General features: G+C 59.3%; 18 protein-coding genes. 13 read left to right on the plus strand and 5 right to left on the minus strand.

Features of this window, described 5'->3' with window-relative positions:
• The first annotated feature begins 216 nt into the window (after nucleotides 1–216).
• Complete coding sequence (locus ACM6I6_RS30160; RefSeq protein ID WP_046815727.1) at nucleotides 217–558, plus strand: hypothetical protein; 342 nt, start codon at nucleotides 217–219, stop codon at nucleotides 556–558.
• Nucleotides 559–563: 5 nt separating this feature from the next.
• Here the strand turns inward: ACM6I6_RS30160 and ACM6I6_RS30165 are convergent, their stop codons facing one another.
• The gene (locus ACM6I6_RS30165; protein ID WP_414921193.1) at nucleotides 564–2,393 is read right to left on the minus strand and encodes a hypothetical protein; all 1,830 of its coding nucleotides are present in this window, start codon (nucleotides 2,391–2,393) and stop codon (nucleotides 564–566) included.
• 169 nt (nucleotides 2,394–2,562) lie between these two features.
• On the opposite strand from ACM6I6_RS30165, the gene ACM6I6_RS30170 reads away from it, so the two are divergent.
• The 3 genes from ACM6I6_RS30170 to ACM6I6_RS30180 all read left to right on the plus strand — a co-directional run bounded on the left by ACM6I6_RS30170 (nucleotide 2,563) and on the right by ACM6I6_RS30180 (nucleotide 4,214).
• Entirely contained in the window at nucleotides 2,563–3,051 is a 489-nt protein-coding gene (locus tag ACM6I6_RS30170; protein ID WP_007970904.1) for a TIGR00645 family protein, read from the plus strand.
• Nucleotides 3,052–3,187: 136 nt separating this feature from the next.
• On the plus strand, nucleotides 3,188–3,478 hold the full coding sequence (locus ACM6I6_RS30175; RefSeq protein WP_274074532.1) for a DUF6482 family protein: 291 nt from the start codon (nucleotides 3,188–3,190) through the stop codon (nucleotides 3,476–3,478).
• 118 nt (nucleotides 3,479–3,596) lie between these two features.
• Nucleotides 3,597–4,214 carry an FKBP-type peptidyl-prolyl cis-trans isomerase gene (locus ACM6I6_RS30180; protein ID WP_137804297.1) on the plus strand — a complete coding sequence of 206 codons (618 nt, stop codon included), beginning with the start codon at nucleotides 3,597–3,599 and terminating at the stop codon, nucleotides 4,212–4,214.
• Nucleotides 4,215–4,345: 131 nt separating this feature from the next.
• Here ACM6I6_RS30180 and ACM6I6_RS30185 read toward each other — a convergent pair whose 3' ends face one another.
• The 3 genes from ACM6I6_RS30185 to ACM6I6_RS30195 form a co-directional block, all read right to left on the minus strand.
• Entirely contained in the window at nucleotides 4,346–4,603 is a 258-nt protein-coding gene (locus tag ACM6I6_RS30185; RefSeq protein WP_180204545.1) for a hypothetical protein, read from the minus strand.
• 207 nt (nucleotides 4,604–4,810) lie between these two features.
• Nucleotides 4,811–5,152 carry a zinc ribbon domain-containing protein YjdM gene (locus ACM6I6_RS30190; protein WP_020798653.1) on the minus strand — a complete coding sequence of 114 codons (342 nt, stop codon included), beginning with the start codon at nucleotides 5,150–5,152 and terminating at the stop codon, nucleotides 4,811–4,813.
• Between the two features lie 162 nt (nucleotides 5,153–5,314).
• Entirely contained in the window at nucleotides 5,315–6,283 is a 969-nt protein-coding gene (locus tag ACM6I6_RS30195; RefSeq protein ID WP_008058287.1) for a polyprenyl synthetase family protein, read from the minus strand.
• A 239-nt stretch (nucleotides 6,284–6,522) separates the two neighbouring features.
• Here ACM6I6_RS30195 and rplU point away from each other — a divergent pair, with 239 nt between their 5' ends.
• From rplU to ACM6I6_RS30220, 5 genes are all read left to right on the plus strand, one after another.
• Nucleotides 6,523–6,837 carry a 50S ribosomal protein L21 gene (gene rplU, locus ACM6I6_RS30200; protein WP_003176051.1) on the plus strand — a complete coding sequence of 105 codons (315 nt, stop codon included), beginning with the start codon at nucleotides 6,523–6,525 and terminating at the stop codon, nucleotides 6,835–6,837.
• A gap of 35 nt (nucleotides 6,838–6,872) precedes the next feature.
• Nucleotides 6,873–7,130, plus strand: coding sequence for a 50S ribosomal protein L27 (gene rpmA / locus ACM6I6_RS30205; protein ID WP_003281574.1), 258 nt, complete (start codon nucleotides 6,873–6,875; stop codon nucleotides 7,128–7,130).
• A gap of 195 nt (nucleotides 7,131–7,325) precedes the next feature.
• Entirely contained in the window at nucleotides 7,326–8,549 is a 1,224-nt protein-coding gene (gene cgtA / locus ACM6I6_RS30210) for an Obg family GTPase CgtA (protein ID WP_274074533.1), read from the plus strand.
• 127 nt (nucleotides 8,550–8,676) lie between these two features.
• The gene (proB, locus tag ACM6I6_RS30215) at nucleotides 8,677–9,795 is read left to right on the plus strand and encodes a glutamate 5-kinase (RefSeq protein ID WP_033047437.1); all 1,119 of its coding nucleotides are present in this window, start codon (nucleotides 8,677–8,679) and stop codon (nucleotides 9,793–9,795) included.
• A gap of 11 nt (nucleotides 9,796–9,806) precedes the next feature.
• Nucleotides 9,807–10,271, plus strand: coding sequence for a CreA family protein (locus ACM6I6_RS30220; protein ID WP_274074534.1), 465 nt, complete (start codon nucleotides 9,807–9,809; stop codon nucleotides 10,269–10,271).
• 182 nt (nucleotides 10,272–10,453) lie between these two features.
• Here the strand turns inward: ACM6I6_RS30220 and rpsT are convergent, their stop codons facing one another.
• Complete coding sequence (rpsT, locus tag ACM6I6_RS30225) at nucleotides 10,454–10,732, minus strand: 30S ribosomal protein S20 (protein ID WP_020798646.1); 279 nt, start codon at nucleotides 10,730–10,732, stop codon at nucleotides 10,454–10,456.
• Nucleotides 10,733–10,984: 252 nt separating this feature from the next.
• On the opposite strand from rpsT, the gene murJ reads away from it, so the two are divergent.
• From murJ to lspA, 4 genes are all read left to right on the plus strand, one after another.
• The gene (murJ, locus tag ACM6I6_RS30230) at nucleotides 10,985–12,523 is read left to right on the plus strand and encodes a murein biosynthesis integral membrane protein MurJ (RefSeq protein ID WP_274074535.1); all 1,539 of its coding nucleotides are present in this window, start codon (nucleotides 10,985–10,987) and stop codon (nucleotides 12,521–12,523) included.
• A 129-nt stretch (nucleotides 12,524–12,652) separates the two neighbouring features.
• On the plus strand, nucleotides 12,653–13,603 hold the full coding sequence (gene ribF / locus ACM6I6_RS30235) for a bifunctional riboflavin kinase/FAD synthetase (protein WP_414921194.1): 951 nt from the start codon (nucleotides 12,653–12,655) through the stop codon (nucleotides 13,601–13,603).
• Nucleotides 13,604–16,435, plus strand: a complete 2,832-nt coding sequence (gene ileS, locus ACM6I6_RS30240; protein ID WP_414921195.1) for an isoleucine--tRNA ligase — start codon at nucleotides 13,604–13,606, stop codon at nucleotides 16,433–16,435.
• Nucleotides 16,428–16,955 carry a signal peptidase II gene (gene lspA / locus ACM6I6_RS30245; protein ID WP_323608764.1) on the plus strand — a complete coding sequence of 176 codons (528 nt, stop codon included), beginning with the start codon at nucleotides 16,428–16,430 and terminating at the stop codon, nucleotides 16,953–16,955. Before ileS ends, lspA begins: the two co-directional genes overlap by 8 nt.
• Nucleotides 16,956–16,962: the final 7 nt, after the last annotated feature.

The following is a 16,962-nucleotide window of genomic DNA, read 5'->3' on the forward strand; positions in this document are numbered from 1 at the left end:
CAAGCTTGCTCCTACAGTTCAATCGGGTGAAACCTGAAAAAGTGCCATCACTCTGGCGCCAATATTCACACTATGACCATTCGGCGCCTTCTGGTCTTACTTGACGTGCTAGTCAGACTTTTCCTCTATTCTCTGCTCAAGGATATCGACAGTATCACTGGATCGAGACAGCCTTCCCGTGGAGGCTGAATACCGGATCTACCGAGGGTCGCCGCCATGTCGCGCAACCTCTGTCTCACCCGTCAATGCCTGGGTCTTGTGACCCGTATCGAATGCGCCATCAAGCCGCTGGCTGGCGATACGGGCATGTGGACCTTGCTCTTCGCCGCCGGAATGGCTGGCGAACAACCTTCAGCCATCAAGGCCCAAGGCCCGTTCCATGGCCCTTTTGTAGCCGAGTCCATCCTCGATACCATTGTTGAAAGCCTGACCCTGCATGGCTATGAACTGGCCGATGACCCGCAGATCTGGTGCCTGCATCTGCAAGCCCAGTTGCGGGAAATCAACGGTGGCCGTTGTCGTAACGTGGGTGGCTTCGAGTTCCGGCCCGAGCACTGACAGCGCTATTGGGGCTGGCTGGACATGTCAGCCTTGTCGAGCTTGACCTCGAAACCGTATTGCACGGTGGCGAGGTCAGTTCGTTGATAGGTTTCCAGGCGCGTGGGTTGCCCGTAGAAGTAATGCACGGCGAATAACGCAGGGCCTTCTGTGCTCGCGTCATGGCTGACTGCAAGAATTTCCTTCAAGTAATTACCGCTGTCATCCTTGGCAAAAAACCGCCAGTCCTGTTCGGGAAACACTTTCGCATCCACCACCAGTGCATTGCCCTTGAGTTCAAGGCCCTTGGGCAATTGACGGGCATCGTAGGCCTGCTTGTCGACGGTGGCCAGGAACAGCGGGATGGAACCGACCACAAAGGCCGGCGTTTGTGGGAACAGGTTCAGGTCGTAGGTGATGGTGCCGCGCAGGGGGTCGACCTCATAGGCCTCGGGTGGCAATTCGATTGGTTCATCGCGGTTGCCGCTGCTGTCTTCGGTGAAGAAACTGACCGGGCTTTCGCCAGGGTTGAACGAGGTGCCGAGCAGTTCATCATTGAAGCTGCGCAGGTGAGTGAACTCCACGCGTGCAGCGCTGGGGTCCTCGACCGATTGATTGATCCTGACGCCTTTTTTCAACTGTTCCTCTGTCAAGGTCGCGCCCTTGAGCCAGGTCGCGGCGTTGTCGTCATAGACCACCACCGGCAAGTTCAGCGGCTGGACGGTTTTCGCCGTGGTATGGGGATCGAAGCGGCGTACCGGCAGGTTCAAGTCCTTGCGGGTCACGGTCACGCTGGAGAAATCCAGCAGGCTGACCTCAAGGGTTTCGATGGGGCCATTGAAATACACCTTGGAGTAGTGGCGTTTCTGTTGTTTCTCGAAGGCTCGCTGTTCTTCATTGAGCTGGTTTTCCAGTGACTCGCTCCAGAGCTTCTGTTGTTGCATCTTCGCCAGTTGCTTCTGGTAGAAGGCGATTTGCGCAGCAGTTTCATTGATGGATCCTGAGCGCGACAGAAACTGCCCTGTGGTATCCCTGGCCTGGACGATCAACGGGTTCAATGGTGTTTCAGCGATCTCGGGGGCGAGCGGCGCGCTGTTGCTGAACTCGATTTCGGCGTGGTTATCCGTAAGGCTCAGCAGGGTGACGCTCAGGTTGTCGTTGGTGCGGGTCTGGCCGACGTCCTTTTTCGTCAGGTCGAAGCTGTAGAGCCGGCGGGGTGCAATGACCTCCACTTTGCCTTGCAGGCTCACCGGTTGTGGCTGGTTTTTGATATCGACGTCCAGGCCTTCAATGAACGGATAGGTCACGGTCAGGTCGTCAGGGTTGGTCAGGTTGGAGCTCGATGGGCTCAGTTGAATGCCGGGGTCGGTTTCCGACCATTCCGGCTGGAAGGCGATGACCCGTTTGTTGCTCAGGGTGACCGACTGCCATTGCAGGCCATGGGGAAACAGGAATGCCGCCGGGATGCTGAAGTTGAAGGGGAACACTGGCTGCAGGTCAGTCAGGTAGTCGGAACTGGAGTCCTTGTGCAGGACGAACAGGCCGTTGATGTAGGTGTCGACCAGGGCCTGGGGCGTCGGGTAGTGCTTGAGCACGGCGAGGGCGTCTTCGCCGTATTCGGTTTCCACGGGTTTGCTGTCGAGCTTGAGTTGTGCGCGCTCGAGCAACAACAGCGAGCCACCCAGCTCAGATATCTCATCCTTGAGTTTCGGGTCCTCGATGGCGTCCAGGGACTTTTCGAACTGAGCCGTTTTTTCCTCGAGGCTGACCTGGCGCTTCTCGTCGCTGGGCGAGCAGGCGCTGAGCAGCAGAGCCAGGCAAATTCCGGCACTCGTAAAAGGCAATCGCCCATCCATTTCCAGTCTTCCTGTCCGATGTCATTTTGCTGTCAATGGGTTGGACACTAGCAGAAAAAATTGACACACACGCGCAGGTTGCGGATTTCCCAATGGTTTCTGGCGGCTTCTGGGTATGGACAGGTGGCTGTTATACTCGCGTCCATTTTCAGACCTACTGTGAGATTCAATGGAACGCTTTATCGAAAATGCAATGTATGCCTCGCGCTGGCTGTTGGCGCCGATCTATTTCGGTCTGTCCCTGGGGCTGTTGGCACTGGCGCTGAAATTCTTCCAGGAAGTCTTCCACGTCATCCCCAACGTCTTTTCGATGGCCGAATCGGACCTGATCCTGGTGCTGCTGTCGCTCATCGACATGGCGCTGGTAGGCGGTTTGCTGGTGATGGTGATGATTTCCGGTTATGAGAACTTCGTTTCTCAACTGGACATCGACGACAGCAAGGAAAAGCTCAACTGGTTGGGCACCATGGACTCCTCGTCGCTGAAAATGAAGGTGGCCGCCTCGATCGTGGCGATCTCGTCCATCCACCTGCTGCGCATCTTCATGGACGCCAAGAACGTCGACCCCGAGCATTTGCAGTGGTATGTCATCATCCACATGACCTTTGTGGTGTCGGCATTTGCCATGGGTTACCTGGATAAAGTGACCAAGCACTAAACAACGGCTGTCCTGTTCCTCACGCGCCGCCCGTCTGTTGCAAAACAGACGGGCGGCGTCGTTTTCGGCTTGTGCTTTGAGGCGCCGAGGCATATCCCTGTAAAGGTGTTAACTCGCCACTGCGTGAGGTGCGTTCATGAACCTGCAAGAGCTGAATGCCTATGCCGTCGCCGGGAAGGTCGATGAGCTGAACCTGATTTCGATGGAAGGGGGTATCTACCTGCTGGAGGCGCGGATGCACGGTGCGGCGTATCCGTTGAGCGATACCCACGGCCATATGCTGAGCCTGCGCTCTGTGGAACATGCCCGGGATGTGCTGCGCTCCTTTCCCAAGTTGCACTTCAACCTGGTGCACACGGTGGTCCATGACGAAATGTGCGGGTTGGTCGCCGATATCGAGGAAAACCTGAAGGTACCGATCGCCTGACGCCTCTCATCAATGCCATGGCAACTGTGCTAGTCTGCTCGCCCTTTTATGTAGGGCTTTTCGGAAGGTTCTGTAGGAATTAGTACCTTTTCGGAAGGCCCCAGAGCGGAGCAGTGTCATGTCCGAAGTAAATCTGTCCACCGACGAAACCCGCGTGAGCTACGGCATTGGCCGTCAGCTGGGCGACCAGCTGCGCGACAACCCGCCGCCGGGCGTTAGCCTGGACGCGATCCTGGCAGGCCTGACCGACGCGTTTGCCGGTCAGCCAAGCCGTGTTGGCCAGGAAGAAATGTCCGCGAGCTTCAAGGTGATTCGCGAAATCATGCAGGCCGAAGCTGCTGCCAAGGCTGAAGCGGCCGCTGGCGAAGGCCTGGCCTTCCTGGCTGAAAATGCCAAGCGTGATGGCATCACCACCCTGGCTTCCGGCCTGCAGTTCGAAGTGCTGACAGCCGGTGAAGGCGCCAAGCCATCCCGTGAAGACACCGTGCGTACCCACTACCACGGCACCCTGATCGACGGCACCGTGTTCGACAGCTCCTACGAGCGCGGCCAGCCTGCGGAATTCCCGGTTGGCGGCGTGATCGCTGGCTGGACCGAAGCACTGCAACTGATGAATGCCGGCAGCAAATGGCGCCTGTACGTGCCGAGCGAACTGGCTTACGGCGCTCAAGGCGTTGGCAGCATTCCGCCGCACAGCGTACTGGTATTCGACGTCGAGCTGCTGGACGTTCTGTAATACCTGGCCCGATATGACCTCGGGTTAATGTGGGAGCGGGCTTGCTCGCGAAGGCGTTGGTTCAGTCAACAAACACGTTGCCTGACACACCGCTATCGCTGGCAAGCCAGCTCCTACAGGTTTAGCGATTTTCATATTTCGATCTTGTGATGCAGTTCATTGGTCGGGCGCAACGCCCGGGCATAGCAGAACAGGAACAGGTTGCGCACCACTTCCTTGAGCACCACCGGCTCGCTGGAACTCAAGCCGTTGACGTCCAGGTCGCCCTGATCCTGCAATTCGCTCAAGGCTTCTTCTTCCAGCACGGCACAGACTTCCCCGGTTTCCCGATGCAGGATCCTGAGGTAGGGGTGTGGGCGGTCCAGCCAGGCATCGATCAAATAAGTCATGTCTTCTCATCTCCGTTGATTGGGTTCAATGAGAATAATTCTTATTCAATAAATAGCAAGGGCCTATTGGCGCTTTGGGCTTTTTTCAGGGTAAAGATTGCGTAAGGTCAAAACGGCTGGCGTTTGGCTATTGCGAGGATTCATTGGGCGAGGCGGGTAGGGCGAAGCACCACCCCACGACAAGGCGCGGGATGGCGTACAGCTGAATCAGACTTTTCGGACGAACTCGGATTTGAGCTTCATCGGACCGATGCCGTCGATCTTGCAGTCGATGTCGTGATCGCCATCGCACAGGCGGATGTTCTTGACCTTGGTGCCGACCTTGACCACCAGCGACGTGCCCTTGACCTTGAGGTCCTTGATCACGGTGATGGTGTCGCCGTCCTGCAGGACATTGCCGACCGAATCCTTTTTCACGGCGTCATCGGACACAGCTTCCGCTTCACCGCTGGCGGACCATTCGTGGGCGCACTCGGGGCAGATCAGCTGGGCGCCGTCTTCGTAGGTGTATTCGGAATTGCATTTCGGGCAGGGTGGCAACGTGCTCACTAAGGCTCCTTTGGATTCAGGATCGCTAAAAAGCGCACATTATATAGGGTTTTAGAGCGGGAAGGTGGGACTATAGGAGCCGGCTTGCTGGCGATGCATACAACCAGGTGTGTCAGGGGCACCGAGGTGATGCGATCGCCAGCAAGCCGGCTCCTACAGGGGTCAGTGTGTGCGGGCTACTGCGAACTCGCTCAACTCGACCAATGCATCGCGATACTCACTGGCTGGCAGCGCATCGAGGCATTTGATCGCACGGGCCACGTAATCACGGGCCAGTTGCGCGGTGTACTCCAGCGAGCCGGAGGCTTCCACGGCTGCGCGGATGTTTTCGAGGTCTTCGATGCCGCCTTTCTGGATCGCCTTGCGCACCAGCGCCGCCTGCTCCGGGGTACCTTCGCGCATGGTGTAGATCAGCGGCAGGGTCGGCTTGCCTTCGGCCAGGTCGTCACCGACGTTCTTGCCCAGGGTCTCGGCATCGCCTTTGTAGTCCAGCAGGTCGTCGACCAGCTGGAAGGCCACGCCCAGGTGGTCGCCAAAGGTGCGCAGCGCTTCGCACTGTTCGGGCGTCGCACCGGCCAGGGCGGCCGCACTGTGGGTCGAGGCTTCGAAGAGCATCGCGGTCTTGCCGCGGATGACTTCCATGTAGGTTTCTTCGGTGGTGCTGGCGTCACGCACCTTCGACAGCTGCAACACTTCGCCTTCGGCGATGATGCGCGTGGCTTGCGAAAGGATCTTCATCACTGGCATGGAGCCGAGCTCGACCATCATTTCGAAGGAGCGCGAATACAGGAAGTCGCCCACCAGCACGCTCGGCGCATTGCCCCACATGGCATTGGCGGTCGAGCGGCCACGGCGCATGCCGGACATGTCGACCACGTCGTCATGCAGCAGGGTGGCGGTGTGCAGGAATTCGATGGTGGCGGCCAGCAGGCGCAGGTCGTCGCCTTCGCGGCCGAGGGCCTTGCCACACAGCAGCACCAATAATGGACGCAGGCGTTTACCGCCAGCCGAGGTAATGTAATCGCCGATTTTCGATACCAGCGGCACTCGGGAAGTCAGCTGCTTCTTGATGATGCCGTCGACGGCGCTAAAATCGTCCGCCACCGCGCGGTAGAAAGCTTGGGGTTGCATCAGCGACAGTTGCTCCAGAAGGGTTGCGCGGCATGCTAGGACCCACGCCTGCAGGTGTCAAGGCGCGATGGACGGCCTATTGCAAGGCGCTCGTGCCTTGCGTACAATCGCGCACCCTGAACTTCCTGGGCAGCACCTGCCTTACGCAATTGCAAGCGGGCCTCCAGCCCCATGCAGCCATGCCAGCCAATACCTCTTCTTATAAAGAGCTGGGTGAGCAGGATTATCGGAGAAATACCATGTCTTATGCAGTAATCGTTACTGGCGGCAAGCAGTACAAAGTCGCCCCAGGTGAATACCTGAAGATCGAAAAACTGGAAATCGCTACCGGCGAATCCGTTACCTTTGATCGCGTTCTGTTGGTTGCCAACGGTGACGACGTGAATATCGGCGCTCCAGTTGTTGCTGGCGCTACCGTTGTGGCTGAAGTGATCTCCCAAGGTCGTCACGATAAAGTCCGCATCATCAAGTTCCGTCGCCGTAAGCACCACATGAAGCGTATGGGCCACCGCCAGTGGTACACCGAGATCAAAATCACCGGTATTCAGGCTTAATTACAGCCTAATTCCTCACTAGGAGAATTGAACTCATGGCACACAAAAAAGCTGGTGGTAGTACCCGTAACGGTCGCGACTCAGAAGCCAAACGCCTTGGCGTGAAGATGTATGGCGGCCAGGCTATCAAAGCAGGCAACATCATCGTGCGTCAGCGCGGCACCCAATTCCACGCTGGCTACGGCGTTGGCATGGGTAAAGATCACACTCTCTTCGCTAAAGTCGAAGGCGTGATCAAGTTCGAAGTAAAAGGCGCCTTCGGTCGTCGTTACGTGAGCGTAGTCGCGGCTTAATTGCGCGATCGCTGGAAAAGCCCTGTCTCGCGACGGGGCTTTTTCGTTTGTGGGGTGAGTCTCTTGCAAAGCTGTTTGTATGGGCTGTTGGCGTACGATGTAGGTATCGTGGTTTGGGGTCGCTGCGCTCATTTTTGCAAGAGTCTTATGTCTTGATTGTTTTTCGGCTCGTCCGTATGGCGAGAGGCGTTTGTTATGAAGTTTGTTGATGAAGTATCGATTCGCGTAAAGGCTGGTGACGGCGGCAATGGCGCCATGAGTTTCCGTCGGGAAAAATTTATCGAGAACGGTGGCCCGAACGGCGGTGATGGCGGTGATGGCGGTTCCATCTACATGATGGCCGACGAAAACCTCAACACCCTGGTGGACTACCGTTACACCCGGCACTTCGATGCCGAGCGTGGCTCCAACGGCGGCAGCACCGACTGCACCGGCAAGAAGGGTGAAGACCTGATCCTGCGTGTTCCGGTCGGCACCACGGTGATCGACTCCGCGACTCAGGAAGTCATCGGCGACCTGACCAAGGCCGGTCAGAAATTGATGGTAGTGCAGGGCGGCTGGCACGGGCTGGGCAACACCCGTTTCAAATCCAGTACCAACCGTGCGCCGCGCCAGACCACGCCGGGCAAGCCGGGTGAGCAGCGCGACCTGAAACTGGAAATGAAAGTACTGGCGGACGTAGGTTTGCTGGGTTTGCCGAACGCCGGTAAAAGTACCTTTATCCGTTCGGTCTCGGCCGCCAAGCCGAAAGTTGCCGACTACCCGTTCACCACGCTGGTGCCGAACCTGGGTGTGGTCAGTGTCGATCGCTGGAAGAGCTTCGTCATTGCCGATATTCCGGGTTTGATCGAAGGTGCTTCCGAGGGTGCCGGCCTGGGTATTCGCTTCCTCAAGCACTTGGCGCGTACGCGCCTGCTGCTGCACCTCGTGGACATGGCGCCGCTGGATGATGCCAGCGCGCCGGATGCCGCTGAAGTGATCGTCAACGAGTTGATCAAGTTCAGCCCGTCCCTGGCTGAGCGTGACCGCTGGCTGGTCCTGAACAAGTGCGACCAGATCCTCGAAGAAGAGCACGATGCTCGCGTCAAGGAAATCGTTGATCGCCTGGAGTGGACGGGTCCGGTCTATGTGATCTCGGCCATCTCCAAGCTCGGTACCGAGCGTCTGTGCCACGACATCATGCGTTACATGGAAGATCGTGCTGATCGCCTGGCCAACGACCCGGCCTACAAGGAAGAGCTGGCGGATCTCGATCAGCGCATCGAAGACGAGGCTCGCGCGCAGCTGCAGGCGCTGGATGACAAGCGTGCCCTGCGTCGCAGCGGCGTGAAGTCGGTCCACGACATCGGTGACGATGATTGGGACGAAGAAGATGTGGATGACGAAGACGGTCCGGAAATCATTTACGTGCGTGACTGATTCGTTGCGATAAACTTAAGCGCCGCTCAATCGAGCGGCGTTTTAGTATCTGTAAATCGATCGTTGGTCACGAATAACGTCATGGGCAGTGCCAGGTCGCGCTGCCCTCAAGCTAAGGTTGAAGATGATGCGGAGCAAGGTGACAGGTGCGCAGCGTTGGGTCGTGAAGATCGGCAGCGCTTTGCTGACGGCGGACGGCAAGGGCCTGGATCGCGCGGCAATGGGTGTCTGGGTTGAACAGATGGTGGCCTTGCATGAGGCGGGTGTCGAGCTGGTGTTGGTGTCCTCCGGGGCGGTGGCGGCCGGCATGAGTCGTCTGGGCTGGACCTCTCGACCCAGTGCGATGCACGAGCTCCAGGCCGCTGCAGCAATCGGCCAGATGGGCTTGGTGCAGGCCTGGGAGTCGAGCTTTGCCGAGCATGGCCGGCACACTGCGCAGATTCTCCTGACCCACGATGACCTGTCCGACCGCAAGCGCTACCTGAACGCGCGCAGTACCTTGCGCGCGCTGGTTGAGCTCAAAGTCATCCCGGTGATCAACGAGAACGACACCGTGGTCACCGATGAAATCCGTTTCGGCGACAACGATACCCTGGCGGCGCTGGTGGCCAACCTGGTCGAGGCTGACCTGCTGGTGATCCTGACGGATCGCGATGGCATGTTCGACGCCGATCCGCGTAACAACCCTGATGCCCAACTGATCTACGAGGCGCGCGCCGATGATCCGGCGCTCGACGCGGTGGCGGGCGGTACCGGCGGTGCGCTGGGGCGCGGCGGCATGCAGACCAAGCTGCGGGCGGCACGCCTGGCGGCGCGGTCCGGTGCCCATACGATCATCGTCGGTGGTCGTCTTGAGCGCGTGCTGGATCGCCTCAAGGCGGGCGAGCGCATCGGCACCTTGCTCTCGCCTGAGCGCGGCATGCTGGCGGCGCGCAAGCAGTGGCTGGCCGGGCATCTGCAAACCCGTGGCACGCTGGTGCTGGATGCGGGTGCGGTGACGGCGTTGTCCCAGGGCAACAAGAGCCTGCTGCCGGTTGGAGTCAAGTTGGTCCAGGGCAGCTTCCGTCGCGGCGAAATGGTGGTGTGCGTCGCGCCCGACGGTCGTGAAATTGCCCGTGGGCTGGCCAACTACAGTGCGCTGGAGGCACAAAAAATCATCGGTCAGTCGTCTGAGGCGATTGTCGGTCTCCTGGGTTATATGGCGGAACCGGAACTGGTTCATCGCGATAACCTGATTCTGGTCTGAAGGAATACCTGATGCGCGTGGCAAAAGGATTGTTGGGATTGCTGCTGGCGATGCCGCTGTTGGCGTCGGCCGAGGAAATTGGCCAGGTGTCGACGGTGTTCAAATTCGTCGGCCCGAACGATCGCATCGTGGTCGAGGCCTTTGATGATCCCAAGGTCGAGGGTGTGACGTGCTACCTGTCGCGGGCCAAGACCGGCGGCGTGAAGGGTGGGCTAGGGTTGGCCGAGGATCGCGCCGAGGCGTCCATCGCCTGTCGCCAGGTCGGGCCCATCAGCTTCAAGGGTGAGCTCAAGGACGGTGACGAGGTGTTCAAGGAGCGCACGTCCCTGGTGTTCAAGACGATGCAGGTGGTGCGGTTTCTCGACAAGAAGCGCAATACGCTGGTGTACCTAGTGTACAGCGATCGGTTGATCGAGGGTAGCCCGCAGAATGCGGTGACGGCGATTCCGATCTTGCCGTGGGCCAGCGCTCAATAATCAGGCGCAAATCCAAATGTGGGAGCGGGCTTGCTCGCGAAGGCGCAGTGTCAGTCAATATTGATGTCGACTGACACTCCGCCTTCGCGAGCAAGCCCGCTCCCACAGTTTTTTTGCGCGCCCATCAAATCGCGGGCAATAAAAAACCGACCCTGAGGTCGGTTTTTTAATGAACGAGTCGCTTAGGCAGCAGCGGCAACGTTCAGGGCCTTTACGTGGCCATTCAGGCGGCTCTTATGACGAGCAGCCTTGTTCTTGTGGATGATGCCTTTATCGGCCATACGGTCGATAACTGGCACAGCCAGAACGTAAGCAGCTTGAGCTTTTTCAGCGTCTTTTGCGTCGATGGCCTTAACTACATTCTTGATGTAGGTACGAACCATGGAACGCAGGCTGGCGTTGTGGCTGCGACGCTTCTCAGCCTGTTTTGCACGTTTTTTGGCGGAAGGTGAGTTGGCCACCGTCGAGCTCCTCGAAAGACTTTTTAGGAAATAGCAAACAAAATAGGCCGCGAATCATGCCGATGAGTTGAGGTCTTGTCAAGGGCGGTTGAGACGTTCCGCTAAGTGGTAGGTACTACACCTCTGGATATTTCTTTCCAGCGTGCGACCTGTAAACTCGCGAGCTTTGGCTCTGTGCTGTTGCGGCGCGGAGTATCGCATAAGTAGGCGCGTAGTTCGCCTGCTGTTTATCGACAGGCACAAACTCTTTCAATGAATCTGCTCAAATCGTTGGCCGCCGTCAGCTCTATCACGATGCTTTCCCGGGTTTTGGGGTTTGTCCGTGACACCCTCATCGCGCGTGCATTCGGTGCAGGAATGGCGACCGACGCCTTCTTCATCGCCTTTAAGCTGCCCAATTTGTTGCGGCGGATTTTTGCCGAAGGGGCGTTTTCCCAGGCATTCGTACCGATTCTTGCCGAATACAAGAGCCAGAAGGGCGATGAGGCGACTCGAACCTTCATTGCCTATGTCTCAGGCCTGCTGACGCTGGTACTGGCGCTCGTCACGGCGTTGGGCATGCTTGCCGCCCCGTGGGTGATCTGGGTGACTGCGCCGGGATTCGTCGATACGCCGGAGAAGTTCGAGCTGACCACGAGTCTGCTGAGAGTGACCTTTCCTTACATCCTGCTGATTTCCCTGTCTTCATTGGCCGGCGCGATCCTCAATACCTGGAACCGTTTTTCGGTGCCGGCCTTTGTGCCGACCCTGCTTAACGTCAGCATGATCATCTTTGCGCTGTTCCTGACGCCGTACTTCGATCCCCCGGTGATGGCGCTGGGCTGGGCCGTACTGGCGGGCGGCCTGGCGCAGTTGCTCTACCAGCTGCCGCACCTGAAAAAGATCGGCATGCTGGTCCTGCCACGCCTGAGTCTGCGCGACAGCGGCGTCTGGCGGGTGATGAAGCAGATGTTGCCGGCGATACTTGGGGTGTCTGTCAGTCAGATTTCGCTGATCATCAACACCATCTTTGCCTCGTTCCTGGTGGCCGGCTCGGTGTCCTGGATGTACTACGCCGACCGCCTGATGGAGTTGCCGTCCGGTGTGTTGGGCGTGGCGTTGGGCACGATTTTGCTGCCGACCCTGGCCAAGACCTACGCCAGCAAGGATCGTCAGGAATACTCGCGAATCCTCGACTGGGGCCTGCGCCTGTGTTTCGTGCTGGTACTGCCTTGCGCCCTGGCGTTGGGAATCCTGGCCGAGCCGCTGACGGTTTCACTGTTCCAGTACGGTCAATTCGATGCCCATGACGCGGCCATGACCCAGCGCGCACTGATCGCCTATTCGGTCGGTTTGCTCGGGATTATCGTGATCAAAGTGCTGGCGCCGGGCTTTTATGCGCAACAAAACATTCGCACGCCGGTAAAAATCGCGATTTTCACCCTGGTGGTCACGCAATTGTTCAACCTGCTGTTGATCGGCCCGTTGGCCCACGCGGGTCTCGCGCTCGCCATCAGTGCTGGTGCCTGCCTCAATGCCGGGCTGCTGTTCTATCAACTGCGCAAGCAGCAGATGTACCAACCGCAACCGGGCTGGGCGAAGTTTGGCGCCAAGCTGGTGGTCGCGGTCACGGTGATGTCCGCGGTATTGCTGGCGGGCATGCACTTCATGCCCGCTTGGGGCGATGGCCAGATGCTTGAGCGTTTCCTGCGCCTGGGCGCTTTGGTGATTGCCGGTGTGGTGGCGTATTTCGGCATGTTAGTGTTGATGGGCTTTCGGTTGCGCGACTTCAACCGCAAGACGCTTGGCTGAGGCCAGGGTCTTGATAAACACGGGCGAGCCGGCGTTTTTGTCGGCTCGATTACTTTGGGATACGGTGTTGCCTGTCGTCGGCCGCCGGGTGTGGTTATAATCGACCACTTTATGAGCAAGAAGCGCGTTATGCAGCTGGTTCGAGGCCTCCACAATCTGCGCCCCCAGCATCGGGGCTGTGTCGCCACTATTGGCAACTTTGACGGTGTACACCGTGGCCACCAGGCTATCCTGGCGCGGCTGCGCGAGCGTGCGCTGGAGTTGGGCGTGCCCAGCTGCGTGGTGATTTTCGAGCCGCAGCCGCGGGAATTCTTCGCCCCGGAAACGGCACCGGCCCGTCTGGCCCGGTTGCGTGACAAGCTGCAACTGCTGGCCGCCGAAGGGGTCGACCGGGTCCTGTGCCTGGCCTTCAACCAGCGCCTGAGCAAACTCAGCGCCAGTGAATTCGTCGATACCATCCTGGTGGATGGGCTGGGCGTGCAGCACCTTGAAGTCGGCGACGACTTCCGTTTCGGCTGTGACCGGGTAGGGGATTTCGATTTCCTGCAACAGGCCGGCGTCATGCAGGGCTTTACCGTGGAAGCGGCGCAGACCGTCGAGCTCGATGGCATTCGCGTCAGCAGCACCCAGGTGCGTAATGCCCTGGCCGCCGCTGACTTTGCCCTCGCCGAGCGGTTGCTGGGGCGCCCGTACCGGATCGCCGGTCGCGTGCTGCACGGCCAGAAGCTGGCGCGTCAACTGGGTACGCCGACCGCCAACATTCAACTCAAGCGTCGTCGCGTGCCGCTGACCGGGGTTTACCTGGTTAACGTCGACATCGACGGCAAGACCTGGCCAGGCGTCGCCAACATCGGCGTTCGCCCCACGGTCCAGGGAGATGGCAAAGCCCACCTCGAAGTCCATCTTTTAGATTTTGCCGGCGATCTGTATGACCGGCGTTTGACGGTGGTTTTCCACCACAAGCTGCGTGAAGAGCAGCGTTTCGCCTCTCTGGAGGCGCTTAAGACGGCGATCAATGCGGATGTCGCCGCCGCCCGTGCCCTGTCGCACCTAGCGCCAATCGCTAATGAAGAGCCTTAAATGACCGACTATAAAGCCACGCTAAACCTTCCGGACACCGCCTTCCCAATGAAGGCCGGCCTGCCTCAGCGCGAACCGCAGATTCTGCAGCGCTGGGACAGCATTGGCCTGTACGGAAAGTTGCGCGAGATTGGCAAGGATCGTCCGAAGTTCGTCCTGCACGACGGTCCTCCGTACGCCAACGGCACGATTCACATCGGTCACGCACTGAACAAGATTCTCAAGGACATGATCATCCGTTCGAAGACCCTGTCGGGCTTCGACGCGCCTTATGTTCCGGGCTGGGACTGCCATGGCCTGCCGATCGAGCACAAGGTCGAAGTGACCCACGGCAAGAACCTGGGCGCGGACAAGACCCGCGAACTGTGCCGTGCCTACGCCACCGAGCAGATCGAAGGGCAGAAGTCCGAATTCATCCGTCTGGGCGTGCTGGGCGACTTCGCCAACCCGTACAAGACCATGGACTTCAAGAACGAAGCCGGTGAAATCCGTGCCCTGGCCGAAATCGTCAAGGGCGGGTTCGTGTTCAAGGGCCTGAAGCCGGTGAACTGGTGCTTCGACTGCGGTTCGGCCCTGGCCGAAGCGGAAGTCGAGTACGAGAACAAGAAGTCCTCGACCATCGACGTGGCTTTCCCGATTGCCGATGAAGCCAAGCTGGCTGCCGCCTTCGGTCTGCCATCGTTGGCCAAGCCTGCTTCGATCGTGATCTGGACCACCACCCCGTGGACCATCCCGGCCAACCAGGCGCTTAACGTCCACCCGGAATTCAACTACGCCCTGGTCGACATCGGCGACAAGCTGCTGGTGCTGGCTGAAGAGCTGGTCGAATCGTGCCTGACCCGTTACGGCGTTGAAGGCACCGTGCTGGCCATCGCACCGGGTTCCGCGCTGGAACTGATCAACTTCCGCCACCCGTTCTACGACCGTCTGTCGCCGGTGTACCTGGCCGACTACGTGGAACTGGGCGCCGGCACCGGCGTGGTTCACTCCGCCCCGGCCTACGGCGTGGACGACTTCGTGACCTGCAAGAAATACGGCATGGTCAACGACGACATCCTCAATCCGGTGCAGAGCAACGGCGTGTACGTGCCGTCGCTGGAATTCTTCGGCGGCCAGTTCATCTGGAAGGCTAACCCGGCCATCGTCGACAAGCTGACCGAAGTCGGTGCGCTGATGCACACCACCGTCATCGAGCACAGCTACATGCACTGCTGGCGCCACAAGACCCCGCTGATCTACCGCGCCACCGCGCAGTGGTTCATCGGCATGGACAAGCAGCCGACCACGGGCGACACCCTGCGTGTGCGCTCGCTCAAAGCCATCGAAGACACCAAGTTCGTTCCGGCCTGGGGCCAGGCGCGCCTGCACTCGATGATCGCCAACCGTCCGGACTGGTGCATCTCCCGCCAGCGCAACTGGGGCGTGCCGATCCCGTTCTTCCTGAACAAGGAAAGCGGCGAGCTGCACCCACGCACCGTTGAACTGATGGAAGAAGTTGCCAAGCGCGTCGAAGTCGAAGGCATCGAAGCCTGGTTCAAGCTGGACGCGGCCGAACTGCTGGGCGCTGAAGCGCCACAGTACGACAAGATCAGCGACACTTTGGACGTCTGGTTCGACTCGGGTACCACTCACTGGCACGTCCTGCGCGGTTCGCACCCGATGGGCCACGAAAGCGGTCCACGTGCCGACCTGTACCTGGAAGGTTCCGACCAGCACCGCGGCTGGTTCCACTCGTCGCTGCTGACCGGTTGCGCCATCGACAACCACGCGCCATACCGCGAGCTGCTGACCCACGGTTTCACCGTCGACGAGTCCGGCCGCAAGATGTCCAAGTCGTTGGGCAACGTCATTGCACCGCAGAAGGTCAACGACACCCTGGGCGCCGACATCATGCGCCTGTGGGTCGCTTCGACCGACTACTCGGGCGAAATGGCGGTGTCCGAGCAGATCCTGCAACGCAGTGCGGATGCCTACCGGCGTATCCGTAACACCGCGCGTTTCCTGCTCTCGAACCTGACCGGCTTCAACCCGGCCACCGACCTGCTGCCGGCCGAAGAAATGCTCGCGCTGGACCGTTGGGCCGTGGACCGCACCCTGCTGCTGCAACGCGAGCTGCAAGAACACTACGGCGAATACCGCTTCTGGAACGTCTACTCGAAGATCCACAACTTCTGCGTGCAGGAGCTGGGCGGTTTCTACCTCGACATCATCAAGGACCGCCAGTACACCACCGGCGCCGACAGCAAGGCCCGTCGTTCGTGCCAGACCGCACTGTTCCACATCTCTGAAGCGCTGGTGCGCTGGATCGCGCCGATCCTGGCGTTCACCGCCGACGAGCTGTGGCAGTACCTGCCGGGCGAGCGCAACGAGTCCGTGATGCTCAACACCTGGTACGAAGGCCTGACCGAGCTGCCGGAAGGCTTCGAGCTGGGTCGCGCCTACTGGGACCGCATCATGGAAGTGAAGGTAGCGGTCAACAAGGAAATGGAAATCCAGCGCGCGGCCAAGGCCGTCGGTGGCAACCTGCAGGCCGAAGTGACGCTGTTCGCCGAAGACGCGCTGAGCGCCGACCTGGCCAAGCTGAGCAACGAACTGCGCTTTGTGCTGATCACCTCCACCGCCAGCGTTGCGCCGTTTGTTAAGGCGCCAGAAGATGCGGTAGTCACTGAAGTCAGCGGCCTGAAGCTGAAAATCGTCAAGTCGGCCTTCGCCAAGTGCGCCCGTTGCTGGCACTGCCGTGAAGACGTCGGTGTGAATCCGGAACACCCGGAAATCTGCGGTCGTTGCGTCGACAACATCAGCGGCGCGGGCGAGGTTCGTCACTATGCCTAATGCAGCCGGGCCTAATGCAGTTGGCCGTTTCGGACGGCTGGGCTGGCTCTGGTTGAGCTTGCTGGTTCTGGTCATCGACCAGGCCAGCAAATTCTACTTCGAGGGCAAGCTCGAGATGTTCCAGCAGATCGTGGTGATCCCCGATCTGTTCAGCTGGACCCTGGCCTACAACACCGGCGCGGCCTTCAGCTTCCTGGCTGACAGCTCCGGCTGGCAACGCTGGCTGTTTGCCCTGATCGCCATAGTGGTCAGTGCGGTGCTGGTGGTGTGGCTCAAGCGACTGGGGCGCAACGAGACCTGGCTGGCCGTTGCGCTGGCGCTGGTGCTCGGTGGCGCGCTGGGCAACCTGTATGACCGCATTGCCCTGGGCCATGTGATCGATTTCATCCTGGTGCATTGGCAGAACCGCTGGCATTTCCCGGCGTTCAACTTTGCCGACAGTGCAATCACTGTAGGCGCTGTCATGCTGGCACTGGATATGTTCAAAAGTAAAAAGACCGGAGAAGCCGTTCATGACTGAACAGGTA

Origin of the sequence: Pseudomonas sp. IT-P218 (genome assembly GCF_949767605.1) — a bacterium.
Classification (GTDB): Bacteria; Pseudomonadota; Gammaproteobacteria; order Pseudomonadales; family Pseudomonadaceae; genus Aquipseudomonas; species Aquipseudomonas putida_AE.